Annotated in this window: 14 protein-coding genes and 1 pseudogene; 13 read left to right on the top strand and 2 right to left on the bottom strand. The window is 46.7% G+C overall.

What is annotated here, in order from left to right; genetic code table 11:
* Positions 1-127 precede the first annotated feature (127 nt).
* The 13 genes and pseudogenes from SYN7509_RS0206155 to SYN7509_RS0206095 all read left to right on the top strand — a co-directional run bounded on the left by SYN7509_RS0206155 (position 128) and on the right by SYN7509_RS0206095 (position 9,965).
* On the top strand, positions 128-514 hold the full coding sequence (locus tag SYN7509_RS0206155) for a nuclear transport factor 2 family protein (protein WP_009634557.1): 387 nt from the start codon (positions 128-130) through the stop codon (positions 512-514).
* A gap of 19 nt (positions 515-533) precedes the next feature.
* Complete coding sequence (locus SYN7509_RS31255) at positions 534-659, top strand: hypothetical protein (protein WP_255327287.1); 126 nt, start codon at positions 534-536, stop codon at positions 657-659.
* Between the two features lie 71 nt (positions 660-730).
* Positions 731-1,690: a zinc-dependent alcohol dehydrogenase family protein gene (locus SYN7509_RS0206150; protein ID WP_227501477.1), complete on the top strand. Its 960-nt coding sequence runs from the start codon at positions 731-733 to the stop codon at positions 1,688-1,690.
* 88 nt (positions 1,691-1,778) lie between these two features.
* Positions 1,779-2,534, top strand: a complete 756-nt coding sequence (locus tag SYN7509_RS0206145; RefSeq protein ID WP_009634559.1) for an SDR family oxidoreductase — start codon at positions 1,779-1,781, stop codon at positions 2,532-2,534.
* Positions 2,535-2,707: 173 nt separating this feature from the next.
* Positions 2,708-3,499, top strand: coding sequence for a CPBP family intramembrane glutamic endopeptidase (locus SYN7509_RS0206140; protein WP_009634560.1), 792 nt, complete (start codon positions 2,708-2,710; stop codon positions 3,497-3,499).
* Positions 3,500-3,570: 71 nt separating this feature from the next.
* Positions 3,571-4,326 (top strand): annotated as a pseudogene (locus SYN7509_RS25270) (glucose 1-dehydrogenase).
* A 756-nt stretch (positions 4,327-5,082) separates the two neighbouring features.
* Positions 5,083-5,256 (top strand): hypothetical protein, encoded by a 174-nt coding sequence (locus SYN7509_RS30440; protein ID WP_202807214.1) that lies wholly within the window; start codon positions 5,083-5,085, stop codon positions 5,254-5,256.
* A 79-nt stretch (positions 5,257-5,335) separates the two neighbouring features.
* Complete coding sequence (locus tag SYN7509_RS0206115; protein ID WP_009634564.1) at positions 5,336-5,737, top strand: RidA family protein; 402 nt, start codon at positions 5,336-5,338, stop codon at positions 5,735-5,737.
* A gap of 66 nt (positions 5,738-5,803) precedes the next feature.
* Positions 5,804-6,163, top strand: a complete 360-nt coding sequence (locus SYN7509_RS0206110; RefSeq protein WP_009634565.1) for a nuclear transport factor 2 family protein — start codon at positions 5,804-5,806, stop codon at positions 6,161-6,163.
* A 265-nt stretch (positions 6,164-6,428) separates the two neighbouring features.
* Complete coding sequence (locus tag SYN7509_RS0206105; RefSeq protein WP_202807213.1) at positions 6,429-8,648, top strand: prolyl oligopeptidase family serine peptidase; 2,220 nt, start codon at positions 6,429-6,431, stop codon at positions 8,646-8,648.
* A 139-nt stretch (positions 8,649-8,787) separates the two neighbouring features.
* On the top strand, positions 8,788-8,922 hold the full coding sequence (locus tag SYN7509_RS31670) for an SDR family oxidoreductase (RefSeq protein ID WP_202807279.1): 135 nt from the start codon (positions 8,788-8,790) through the stop codon (positions 8,920-8,922).
* 214 nt (positions 8,923-9,136) lie between these two features.
* The gene (locus tag SYN7509_RS28300) at positions 9,137-9,271 is read left to right on the top strand and encodes a DNA-binding protein (protein WP_009634567.1); all 135 of its coding nucleotides are present in this window, start codon (positions 9,137-9,139) and stop codon (positions 9,269-9,271) included.
* A 367-nt stretch (positions 9,272-9,638) separates the two neighbouring features.
* Positions 9,639-9,965, top strand: a complete 327-nt coding sequence (locus SYN7509_RS0206095) for a hypothetical protein (RefSeq protein WP_148297944.1) — start codon at positions 9,639-9,641, stop codon at positions 9,963-9,965.
* 155 nt (positions 9,966-10,120) lie between these two features.
* Here the strand turns inward: SYN7509_RS0206095 and SYN7509_RS0206090 are convergent, their stop codons facing one another.
* The gene (locus SYN7509_RS0206090; protein WP_028954137.1) at positions 10,121-11,350 is read right to left on the bottom strand and encodes a DUF445 domain-containing protein; all 1,230 of its coding nucleotides are present in this window, start codon (positions 11,348-11,350) and stop codon (positions 10,121-10,123) included.
* A gap of 51 nt (positions 11,351-11,401) precedes the next feature.
* Positions 11,402-12,109, bottom strand: coding sequence for a bifunctional demethylmenaquinone methyltransferase/2-methoxy-6-polyprenyl-1,4-benzoquinol methylase UbiE (gene ubiE / locus SYN7509_RS0206085; RefSeq protein ID WP_009634570.1), 708 nt, complete (start codon positions 12,107-12,109; stop codon positions 11,402-11,404).
* Between the last annotated feature and the right edge of the window lie 122 nt (positions 12,110-12,231).

Raw genomic sequence — 12,231 nt, 5'->3', positions numbered from 1 at the left:
GGTGCTGTGTCCAGAGCGGTCACCTAACAATGCAGCAGACGGTTTCAAGCTGCTAGTGCTACGTTTGAGTTTCTTTGCCGCTGATTTGAGCCGCTGGGCGTTTCGGGTAATGTGAGGTGTAGAACGGATGACGGATAAACTTGAGCAGAACAAACAGACGGTCACGGCATTTTATGACCTGATGTTCAATCAGTGTCAGCCCGCAGAAGCCGTCGAGAAATATGTCGGCGATGTGTACATCCAGCACAACCCAGCAGTAGCCGACGGGAAGCAGGCTTTCATCGAATATTTCGAGAGGATGGCGAAAGAATATCCGGGCAAGTGCGTCCAGTTTAAGCGCGTTTTCGCTGAAGGCGATTATGTAGTCTTGCATTGCTACCAGCAATGGCCAAGCGACAACGACTGGGCGGGCATCGACATCTTCCGCCTGGATGATAAAGGCAAGATAGTCGAGCATTGGGACGTGCTTCAGACCGTCCCGAAATCGTCGGCTAACGATAACACGATGTTCTGAACAGTCCAGTGCTGGTAGTGTGAAGTCCGGTTTGTACAACGGCACGCCCAACGCCGTGTTGGGCTACGTTTCAACTCACGCATCAAAATTCCTACCTCAAGGATTTAGCGCCGATCTTGACGATATTCCTCCAAGTTGCCGATAACATCCAGAATTTCAACGAAGCGAGAACCACTGTTTATTCTAAATCAAGGAGAGTTGGCACAGATGGAATCTATGAAAGCAGCCGTATTAACTGCGTTTGGTGATGCTGAGAAGTTTGAGATTCAAACTGTTCCCACACCAACACTGAAGGCGCATCAGGTGTTAGTCAGAGTTTGTGCAACCTCGATTAACCCGATCGATTACCAAACTCGTCGTGGTGATTACAAGGAACTGGTTCGATTACCCGCCATCCTTGGAGTCGATGTTTCAGGGGTGATTGAGGCAATTGGCGAAGCTGTGACTGATTTCAAGGTGGGAGACAACGTGTATTACTCGCCGCAAGTTTTTGGAGAATTCGGTAGCTACGCTCAGTATCATGTGGCTGATGCAGCGATTATTGCATTGAAGCCTGCAAATCTATCGCACATTGAAGCAGCTTCTTTTCCGCTTGCAGGCGGAACTGCTTGGGATTGTCTAGTGACTAGGGGCAATCTACAAGTTGGTGAAACAGTTCTCATCCATGCGGGTGCGGGTGGAGTTGGTTCGATCGCAGTTCAACTCGCCAAAGCAATAGGGGCATACGTTTTTGCAACGTGTAGTTCTAGAAACCGAGATTTCGTGACAGAACTGGGCGCAGATCGAGTGATTGATTACAAAAATGAAGATTACGTAGAAGTCATTCGTCAAGAAACAAATGGACTGGGTGTGGATTTAGTTCTAGATACGATCGGCGGAGAAACAATTCAGCGTAGTCTACAAATCATTCGTCCCTTCGGTAGGCTTATAAGCATTGTAGACATTGCAATACCGCAATCGCTCCTTGAAGCTTGGGGCAAGAATCTGACGATTCATTTTGTTCTTACACCTCAGTATCGAGCAAAATTAGAGGCTTTGACAAAACTAATCGAGCGTCATCAGCTTCGCCCAGTGATTGATTCAGTATTTTCTTGGGATCAGGTCGTTCTGGCACATCAGCGTCTAGAGCAGGGAGGAACACGGGGCAAAATTGTGCTGAAATTTACAGAAAATTAGACTAGCTTCACGGCGTTGGTAATTGCTAAAGGGATCGGAGTTTGATTGTGTGCGGAAGGTCAATATTGATTGGAACAGGAGAAACAGGATGATACTGCAAGATAAAGTAGCATTAGTTACTGGAGGTGCATCGGGAATTGGTCGAGCAACTGCGATCGCATTCGGTGCTGCGGGTGCAAAAGTTGTCTTCTCGGACATACGCAGCACCGAAGGTGAAGAAACTGCTGATTTGATTCGCGAGACTGGAGCGGAATGCTTATTTGTGAAATCAGATGTATCGAGTGAAGCGGATGTGCAAGCCTTGGTGCAAAAAGCGATCGCAACTTACGGCAGACTCGATTGTGCCTTTAACAATGCTGGAATTGATCTTGCTGTTAAGCCACTGCACGAACAATCGATCGAGGATTTTGACAAGATTATGTCGATCAATGCGCGAGGGCTGTTTCTCTGTATGAAATATGAAATTCAACAGATGCTAACCCAGGGCGCAGGCGCGATCGTGAACAATTCGTCAACCAATGGTCTGGTTGCGCTTCCGGGGATATCGCCCTACGTTGCCAGCAAACACGCGGTGATGGGGCTGACGCGATCGGCTGCCCTTGATTATGCCAAACAGGGCATTCGGATCAATGCCGTCAATCCTGGTCCCATTGCAACTGACCTAATGGCTCGTAGCGCTGACCAGATGGGCATTACGTTTGACGATTTAGGGTCTATGGTGCCGATGAATCGCGTCGGTCAGCCAAAAGAAATTGCTCAAGCGGTTGTGTTTCTCTGCTCTGATGCTGCCAGCTATATTACGGGACAACCCTTAACGATCGATGGCGGATATACAGCGAGTTGATTTTTGATTGTGGACTCACAGTGAATCGATCCATTTCAAGAGAGAACAACCGGACTTGATTTTAGGAGAAATAGAATGATACTTCAGAATAAGGTGGCGTTAGTCACCAGTTGTCATTCTCTATATTGGCATTGTGTCTACCCAGTATTCTGATGTCTCTGGAGATTGAATCAATGGCAGTTTTGAAACAATTTGGGATTCTATTTGTGTTGGGCATTGCGGGAATTGCAATGCTTACGATTACGTCGGTTCCATTAGTTGAGCAACAGTTGGCAAAACTGTCTCCAGAAAGACTGGCAAAAGTTCCGCCACTGTGGGTTTTAATGCTGCTGCAAGGACTACAGCTTACATTTCTACTGGCAATCAGCATTCTGATCGGAATTGGCTGTGCCTATCGCGTTGGATTACGCTCACATTTGATTGACTACTGGGTACTTCATACCCCTAAGATTCCATATTCTGTCATTGAGATGAAATGGAGCTTGGGTGTGGGTGCAGCGACAATGATCGTTCTCCTGTTACTCGATCGGTTCATGAAACCTGCTCTACCTGAAGCGCTACAGACATCCAATAACACAGAACCGGATTGGCTGAGTTCGCTTACAGCAATGCTTTATGGCGGCATCACTGAGGAAATTCTGATGCGCTGGGGCTTAATGTCGCTGCTTGTTTGGATAGCGTGGAAAGTCTTAAAACAAGGTATTACGTTGCCAAGCCAAGGAATATACCAAGGTGCGATTGTGCTAGCAGCGCTGGTATTTGGACTTTTACACCTGCCCGCAACTGCCGTGATAGTTCCACTCACTCCGCTTGTGATTATCCGAGCGATATTACTAAATGGGATTGGTGGCATTGCTTTTGGTTGGCTCTTTTGGCAATACTCGCTTGAGGCTGCGATGTTATCCCATGTCAGCTTTCATGCCTTTTCCTTTGCTCTTAGCCTAATGCTTGCAAGATTTGTCTAAGCTTTTTTCTAAAGCGATTTCACGATTATTTCAAGAAAGAACAACCGGACTTAGATTTTAGGAGAAATAGAATGATACTTCAGGATAAAGTGGCGCTAGTCACTGGCGGAACTTCAGGAATTGGTCGAGCAACCGCGATCGCATTCGGTGCTGCCGGAGCAAAAGTAGTATTCTCAGGCAGAGGCGACGTAGAAGGCGAAAAAACCGCCAAACTGATTCGTGAAACGGGTGCTGAATGTTTATATGTTCATTCAGATGCTTCAAATGAAGCAGATATCCAAGCGTTAGTTCAAAAAACAGTTGAAACCTATGGACGAATCGATTGTGCCTTTAATAATGCAGGCGTTGTATCACCCGGAAAACCACTACACGAGCAATCGATCGAGGATTTTGACAACCTCATGGCGATTAACGTGCGATGACTATTTTTATACATGAAATATGAAATTGAGTAAATGCTGACTCAAGGATCGGGCGCGATTGTTAATAACTCCTCAATTTTAGGGTTGATTGGTCTTTCAGGGTCATCTCCTTACGTTGCGAGTAAATATGCAGTCATGGGGTTAACGAGATCGGCAGCACTTGACTATGCCAAGCAGGGCATTCGGATTAATGCGGTGAATCCTGGCAGCATTGCGACTGAGGGTTTCGATCGTGCCTTGATGAAAATGGGCATCACGGCTGACGATCTTACAGCGATGGTGCCGATGGGTCGCATTGCTCAAGCAGAAGAAGTCGCTCTAGCAGTTGTCTTTCTCTGCTCTGATGCTGCCAGCTATATTACGGGACAACCCTTAACGATTGATGGCGGATATACAGCGAGTTAATTTTTGATTCTTGATGGTGGAATCACAGTGAATCGATCTTTGACACTCTCAGCGCTGAAGCGACTGAAATTCTTAATTCATCGAGCCGACTTACCTCAAATTGTCTTTTGCAAGCAATACCTAAACCTGTTCACCCGTACCTAAATACCAAATGCCTAGCCTAGCTCAATTCGATGCAGAGATCGTACTCTCCAAAAGCGTTTTACTCCCTTACAGAAGTACGTTCCCGTATGCCCTACGGTACGGCAAAGAACTGATTATTGTTCTCTCTGCTTGGTGCTTAAAGATTTTACCTACTAGAGCTATATTTCCTAGTAGAACCCCCTATCTTCAGTTTTCAAGGTGCGCGGAGTCCTTAGACATCCTGGCTGTTTTAAGAGTTATCGCCGCTTTTGTGTATATTATAGCACACCTGTTACCGAAGACCAAGGGGATTAAAATCCCTCGCGTCGTTTATATCTCAGCGCTGAAGCGACTGAGTTTTACGCCTACCGCCCTTTTATATAAACAAATCAAATCACGATAGTTTCTTGAAGTGATGGTCAACTTTACAGTTTCAAGGTGGTGGATCAAATGATTAAGTGCAAAGATTTTGCACCTCGGATTACTGAACGAGTACCCTTCGGCGGAGCTTCCGATTATGAATCCTTCTCTGAGGTTGTGAGTGCTGTCAATCAGTGGATCGAAAGTAGAACGATACAGGTGATCAATTTTTGGCGCGAGACGACGAGCCGCTTCTATCGCAAACGGAATTCAGTGGTAATTCTACCCTGGTTGGTGATTGGAGTGAACATTGTTTGGATGCTCTGGGATGTTCAGAGTCAGAACTGGACGATGGAAGCCATTTTACGAGCGTTTTCGCGGCTATTAGTTGTCTTACTGTTTGCAGAAATCATTGTTGTTACATGGCAAGTAAATTCTGAACATTAGTGTATAAATCAGACGATACCGAAACGAACTCGTCTTAGCAGCGCGAAATATAGTCAAACGTACTGAACGGAGAAACATCATGAATAAACCCGAATTTTTTGTCACCCCCGGTTATGGGGAACGCCAGTTGAATGGATTGCATTACTCTCAGGCGATAAAAATTGGCAATCGAGTGGAGACATCAGGTCAAGGCGGGGTGGATGACAATCTGCAAACTCCCGAATCGCTTGCGGACGAGATTGCTCAGGCGTTTCGGAACTTAGAGCGAACCTTGGCAGCTGCCGGGGCGGGTTGGGAGCCTGTTGTCCATGTCAATTCTTACCATGTTGGCGGGTTTCCCCCGGAGGTTAACGATGTGATGGTCAGGCTATTTCGTCATTATATGCCCAACCATGCCCCAATTTGGACAGAGGTAGGAGTCGCGGCTCTTGCACTTCCAACGATGCGGATTGAAATCCGCGTTACTGCAATTATTCCGTGAGTTTCGCATCAGTGGCAGCAGAGACTGCTCCGTTAAAGCATCCATTTAAACAAAGGAGAGATTCAGATGTCAGAGAACAATAAAGCAATTTTAGAAGAGGCAAACGCGGCGATCGCTGAGGGCAACTATGAAGGATTCTTGTCATTCTGCGCCGACGACACGCATTGGACGTTTGTAGGCGACAAGACCCTTAAAGGAAAAGAATCTGTTCGCCAATGGATGGCGACGACATACGTAGAGCCGCCAAAGTTTATGGTCGCTAACTTCATCGCCGAGGGTGATTTCGTCACGGCACTCGGCGACATCACAATGAAGGATGAAGACGGGAAGGCGGCTGATTACTCGTACTGTGATATCTGGCGTTTTCGCGACGGTAAGATTGTCGAATTAAGGGCTTTCGTCATCAAAACCGGGGTCAAGGATTAAACCAGCAGTTCAGCGGTGCGGGCTGATTCGATGCGATAGCGAAGCGTAGATCGCAACTTGGAAACTAATTGCTTCTAAATAGTTAACCAAAATATAAGTACGCATAACTAGCAAGTGTTCATCGAAGCTGGCAAAGCGTAGTTCAGTCTCTTGAGAAGGTGCTGAAAGAATTTGGTGAAAACAATGTAATTAATTTTGTTTACCTACTTGCGATCTTTTAACCCAGGTAGTTACGGTCAACCCTTTTGTTACGTAGGTCAATGATATGTTCAAAACTGCAAAATCACGACAAAAAACACTGAAATTCGACCTCTTTGGATTTCGACTCTCATATCAACCACTGCGCCGCACCGCCCTTTTCGCGATCGCGCTGCTCTTTACTACCCACTTCGCCTCCGCCTGCACGGAGTCTACAGCAATGATGTCTACGATCGCCTATCCTGATACCAAGCGAGTCGATGTCGCCCTGGAACATTTTGGGCAGGCAATCGCTGACCCCTATCGCTGGCTGGAAAACGATGTCCGCAACGACAAGGAAGTCGCCGCCTGGGTCGAATCGCAGAACAAAGTCACCAATGCTCATCTCAATACGCTGCTGAGTCGAGATATCTTCAAGAACCGACTGAAGCAGTTGTACAACTATGAGCGGTTCTCTATTCCGGTCAAAAAGGGCGGACGGTATTTCTACCTCCATAATTTCGGACTTCAGAGCCAACCGGTTCTCTATGTCCGTGACAGTGTGGATGGCGCAGGGCGCGTACTGATCGATCCCAATAGTTGGGCAGAGGACGGGGCGATCGCACTTGCCGAGTGGTCAGCTTCCGACAACGGTAAGCGCGTGGCTTATGCGGTGCAGGATGGCGGCACAGACTGGCGCACGATTCGAGTGCTGGACGTAAACACGGGCAAGGTACTCAACGATGAGGTGAAATGGGCGAGATTCACCAGCATCGCATGGACTAAGGATGGGTTTGGCTTTTTCTACACCCGTTACCCTGAACCGAAGCAGGGCATCGAATCCCAAGCGAGCGTAGCCAACCATGCCGTCTATTTTCATGCGATCGGCACCCCCCAGGCGCAAGATCGACTGGTCTATACAAACCCGGATCAGCCGAATATGCTGCACACCTTGAGCATCACCGAAGACGGGCGTTACGTCGCGATCGTTTCCACACCCATTTCACTGGGCAACACACTGACCGTAGTGGATCTCCAGAGTGCTGATTGGAAGCCTCGCAAGCTGATCGATAATCTCGATAATTCATGGCTAATCGCTGGCAATATGGGGACAAAGTTCTTCCTCATGACTACTCAGGACGCGCCGCGCTCCAAGGTGGTGATGATGGACATCGCTGCCGCCGACCCAGCGATCCGGGATGTGGTGCCGGAACAGGATTCAGTTCTGCTCAATGCGTCGCTGGTCGGCGGACGGTTGCTGATCTCTTACATGGCTGACGTGAAGACGGAAGTTCGACGCTACACGCTCGATGGCAAGGCTGACGGTATGGTGAAGCTGCCTGGTATCGGCACCGCTGGCGGCTTTAAGGGCGACCAGGACGACCCAGAAACCTTCTTCGTCTTCACCAGCTTCAATACTCCAGGCGCGATCTATCGATATGATGTCGCCAGCAACAGGTTGCAGGTGTGGACACAACCCAAGGTAGCGATCGATCTCAATCGGATCGCGGTCGAACAGCATTTCTACAAGTCGAAGGATGGTACCCGTGTCCCGATGTTTATCGTCCGACGCAAGGATGTGACCGCGACCGCACCGACCCTGCTTTATGCCTATGGGGGCTATGGCATCCCCATGCTTCCCGATTTTTCGCCAGCGTTGTTGGGATGGGTCGAACAGGGCGGGGTGTACGCTGTCGCCAATATTCGCGGTGGCTCCGAATATGGCAAGGCATGGCACGAAGCGGGTCGTCGTCAGAACAAGCAGAACGTCTTCGATGATTTTATCGCAGCGGGCGAGTATCTGAAGGCGGAGGGCATCACACCCCAAAACGGCTTGGCGATTCAGGGCGCGTCGAATGGCGGACTCCTAATCGGCGCAGTGGTCAATCAGCGACCGGATCTGTTCGCCGCCGCGCTGCCTGGAGTCGGTGTCATGGACATGCTCCGCTTCGACCAGTTCACGAGTGGGAAAACATGGGTAGACGAGTTTGGGTCTCCGGCACGGGAAGCAGATTTCCGGAACCTCTTGAACTATTCGCCCTATCACAACATCCAGTCTGGCAAGGCATATCCCGCGATCCTTGCCACCACTGCCGACACGGACGATCGCGTGGTGCCGGGGCACACCTTCAAATATATCGCCGCACTCCAGGCGGCAGATATCGGTGACAAGCCCCACCTTGCCCGCATCGAGACGCGAGCGGGACATGGAGCGGGCAAGCCTACCGACAAGATCATTGAGGAAACGGCAGATATGTGGGCTTTTGCCGCTCACTGGACGGGGCTGGATGTAAAGCCAACAAACTGATCGCTGCGTTGGGGAAACGCGGAGGCAGTCAGGGCATTGGGATTAATGCGGTGAATCGTGGAAGCACTGCTACTGAAACGCTCGATCGAACCTTTAAGCAACTGGGGATCACGACTGATGATTTTATAGCTGTGTTCCGATCGGTCGAATTGGTCAACCAGCAGAAGTTGCTCAAGCCGTTATTTTTCTTTGCTCTGATGCTGCCAGCTACATGAATGGACAACCCTTCGCGATCGCTGCTTCGCGGCTTGCATCGTCAAATCGTCAAATCTGATACGAAAGCTGCGCTCGTTGTAACTTATAGGAAGCATCGATGAGAAAGAGTTTAGCCTTAACATCTCTGAGAGCTAAATATGACAAACAAAATATATTTGCTTCCAAGTGTACGTGATTTTCTTGAGAAAGGAAGTCAATTGTATTTAACCTCTACTGGGTCGTCATCAGTGGCATATCAGACAAAACCTAACACTCCAACCTCAACCTAGATTATGAAACAGTGGTACTCATCCTCAGAACTAGCCGGACTACCAGGGCTACCTTTACATAGAGGAAACGTCACGAGAAAAGCTGTGGCTGAAGGTTGGCAGTTTCGTCAGCGCAACGGTCAGGGCGGCGGCCCTTGAATACGCCTATGATAGTTTACCTGCCCAAACTCAAGCAAAACTATATGAACTCGAATGCACATCAGACGGCACTTTAGCGCTCACTTCTGACGGAGCAAATGAAACGACTAAATGGAACAAACTACCTGTACCCATAAAATTAGCTTCTACAACGACTTCAACAAAAAAAGTTGAGCAAATCGACAACCAACATCCAAAAATCTTTAATCAAGTACCTAAAACAAAATCTAAAGGAGGACTTGTTGAACAGCGTACTGATGCTTGGTTAGAGATCCTCAAAGCTTATGAAAGTTGGAGTAAGCTTCAAAACTATAGCAGCGCATTGATCCGCGACTTAGAGTTTGCGAAAGCATATAATACCAGACAATTGAACCTTCCTGACTGGGTGCAGGAATACGTGCCTCAAATTAGTCGTTCAACCCTGAAAGCAAAAAATAAGTGCCGACAAACAGCCGATTCGTTGCAGTCTCTCGGTGGTAATTACGGCAATCGCCAAGGAAAGGGGAAAATTAACTCTCTCCCAGAGCTACGAGAAGCTATCGAGACCTGTATTGCCGCTGGGGGAAAACATTGGGGAGCAACTCAAATCTATGAAATTCTGCTATTTGAGTTTGGCTATGAACCCCAAGATTTCTCGCTCGGACAGTTACGCTCGTGGATTAGACTGTTTCGCAGCCAAAATCCGCAGAAATGATTGATGTATATGGAGCCACTGCCTGAATTTATTTTTGGTACAAGTTTATAGTATCGATAGTATTTAATAAGTAAGAATAAATAGCCTAAACTCTTAAGAGTTTAAGGCAAATAGAGTAATATCAAAGTTCTAGAAACAGCTATTATGTTTACTAATTAACGCAGTAATAATACTACACTTTGTAATAAACCAATTACAAAACCCAATAAACCACCCAAGTTAACGATCGCTTGTAATTCATTTTTGACAATTCCTTCAATCGCTGTCTCTAACTCCGCCGCCGATGTAGACTTGACGCGATCTATAATTACTTGGTCAATAGACAAAATAGGAATCGCTTGAGCGACAATAACCTCTAAATCTTTCTCTAAGTAACGTTCTAACAGTAAAGCTAGTTCTTTGCTGACAACTTCTAAAGAGCTTCCCAAAGCGGCGGAATTTCTTAGCCGATTTAGTAGCAAATTAGAGGTGTTATCCCAATCTATCGAATCGTTAAACCCTTGTAAAAAGTCCATCCCGCGCGTTTGCACGTAACCCCGGATAGTATCGCGGGTTGTTTTGCGTAGCTGTCGCACGGTAGAAACAGGCAAGTTTTGTAAGGATATGCTTTTTAACCAGGTTTTCAGGCGATCGCGTACTGCTAAAGATTTAATTAATTCAGCTAATCGCTCGTTAGTTGCTTCTTTTTCATCCAAACAAAAAGCCCGTAACCTAGTCAGTGTATTGCGTAAACCAAATAAGTTAGCAACTACCCAATAAGTACCGCTTGCTTTTTCTCTGAATCCTTCATCGATTAATTGAATCGTGCGATCGGTTAAAAAGTCAATTATCAACTGTCTAATCGCATCGGGTGGTAATACTACCTGCAACAGCCAATCAGCAAGCTTTGTTGCTTGATCTTCGCTCAGTTGAAAGTCTAATAATACTTGGTCAAATATTTGATTAATTTGGGTTTCTAAAAAATCCTCCCGCCGTGCTAAAACTTTCAATAAACGGGGTAGAGATTGCCCTACTAAGTCCTTTAGAATACCTGCGACAATTTTTGTACTTTTTTGCTCTTTATCTACTTTTACCTGCTCTAAAGCCAGCTTCAGCAGCCACAGAATGCCTGCTTGGACTCTTTCCGGTTGCAGTAGTCGCCGCGCTAGTTTTTGCAACTCTCCTGGTGTTAATAGCGAACCCATGATTGTATCTGATACCCGCACTGCTAAACGTTCTTGGTTGCGGGGAATTAAGCCAGGAGTAAAAGGTAACTGTTGTTTACCAATATAGAGCGCTCGGTAAGGACGAAACAGCATTTTAATGGCTATATCATTAGTGAAGTAGCCAATAATTCCACCTACTACAGGCGGAGCAACGTAAAGCCACAAATTAGACCAGTCCAAAGCAAGATTTTAATAGGTAGTATTTTCTAGTAGATAAAAGACTATGAAAGTCTAAGTTAAAGGCGATCGCACTTTTTTAACTACTAGCACTCCCATCATATCGTTGGCAATAGGGTAATGGGTGGATAAAAAGCCAACATTATTAGCTAATTCTACTTGCGATCGTCCTGTCGGAAAGCGATCTAAGCTGGGACTAATATAAGCGTATTCTTCCGTTAAACCTAAGTTTTGCGCCATTGGTACAACTAAATTATCTAAATACCATTGCTGAAAGCTACTTAAATAAGTATTAGTTGGACGATGAAAGTCTAAAATTGCCGCCGTAGCACCGGGCTTAAGAACTCGATATAATTCTTGAAGACTGCGGGGAATATCTACAACATTTCTTAGACCATAGCCCATTGTCGCCGCATCAAAATAGTTATCAGCAAAAGGTAAATCTAAAGCGTCAGCTTCAACCCAAGTTATCGACGGTTGGGGATATTGTTTTAAAGCTCGTTGTTTAGCAATTTCTAGTTGCGCTACCGCAAAATCTGCACCGTATACTTTACCTGTAGCACCAACTCGCCGCGCTAAACGCAAAGCCAAATCTCCGCTACCGCAGCATAAATCTAAGCAAGTATCACCAGGCTTTGCTTTGCTCCATTTTACGGTCATTTGCTTCCAAATACGATGTTGACCTAAGCTTAGGCGATCGTTCATTTGGTCATACACGGGCGCAATGCGATCAAAAATAGCGCGGATATCAGTTGATTTCATTATTTACTTGGGAATATAGAAGTAATTTTACTATTTTCAAAGGCGAATTCTTATGGGTATTGCAACAAAAAAGCGTGGGAAGGAGTCAGGGAGAAGGTGACAATGCTTCTACCCACGTGCCA

The sequence above is a fragment of the Synechocystis sp. PCC 7509 genome (assembly GCF_000332075.2).
Taxonomy (GTDB): domain Bacteria; phylum Cyanobacteriota; class Cyanobacteriia; order Cyanobacteriales; family Chroococcidiopsidaceae; genus Aliterella.
Note: the sequence above shows the minus strand (reverse complement) of the source record. Positions and strands in the feature narration are given on the sequence as shown.

What these genes read in the sequence shown, in the direction of transcription:
- ubiE (WP_009634570.1), bottom strand. Translation starts at nt 12,109, where the DNA reads ATGAAATCAACTGATATCCGCGCTATTTTTGATCGCATTGCGCCCGTG.
- SYN7509_RS0206105 (WP_202807213.1), top strand. Translation starts at nt 6,429, where the DNA reads ATGTTCAAAACTGCAAAATCACGACAAAAAACACTGAAATTCGACCTC.
- SYN7509_RS0206145 (WP_009634559.1), top strand. Translation starts at nt 1,779, where the DNA reads ATGATACTGCAAGATAAAGTAGCATTAGTTACTGGAGGTGCATCGGGA.
- SYN7509_RS0206150 (WP_227501477.1), top strand. Translation starts at nt 731, where the DNA reads ATGAAAGCAGCCGTATTAACTGCGTTTGGTGATGCTGAGAAGTTTGAG.
- SYN7509_RS0206155 (WP_009634557.1), top strand. Translation starts at nt 128, where the DNA reads ATGACGGATAAACTTGAGCAGAACAAACAGACGGTCACGGCATTTTAT.
- SYN7509_RS28300 (WP_009634567.1), top strand. Translation starts at nt 9,137, where the DNA reads ATGAAACAGTGGTACTCATCCTCAGAACTAGCCGGACTACCAGGGCTA.
- SYN7509_RS0206115 (WP_009634564.1), top strand. Translation starts at nt 5,336, where the DNA reads ATGAATAAACCCGAATTTTTTGTCACCCCCGGTTATGGGGAACGCCAG.
- SYN7509_RS0206140 (WP_009634560.1), top strand. Translation starts at nt 2,708, where the DNA reads ATGGCAGTTTTGAAACAATTTGGGATTCTATTTGTGTTGGGCATTGCG.
- SYN7509_RS0206110 (WP_009634565.1), top strand. Translation starts at nt 5,804, where the DNA reads ATGTCAGAGAACAATAAAGCAATTTTAGAAGAGGCAAACGCGGCGATC.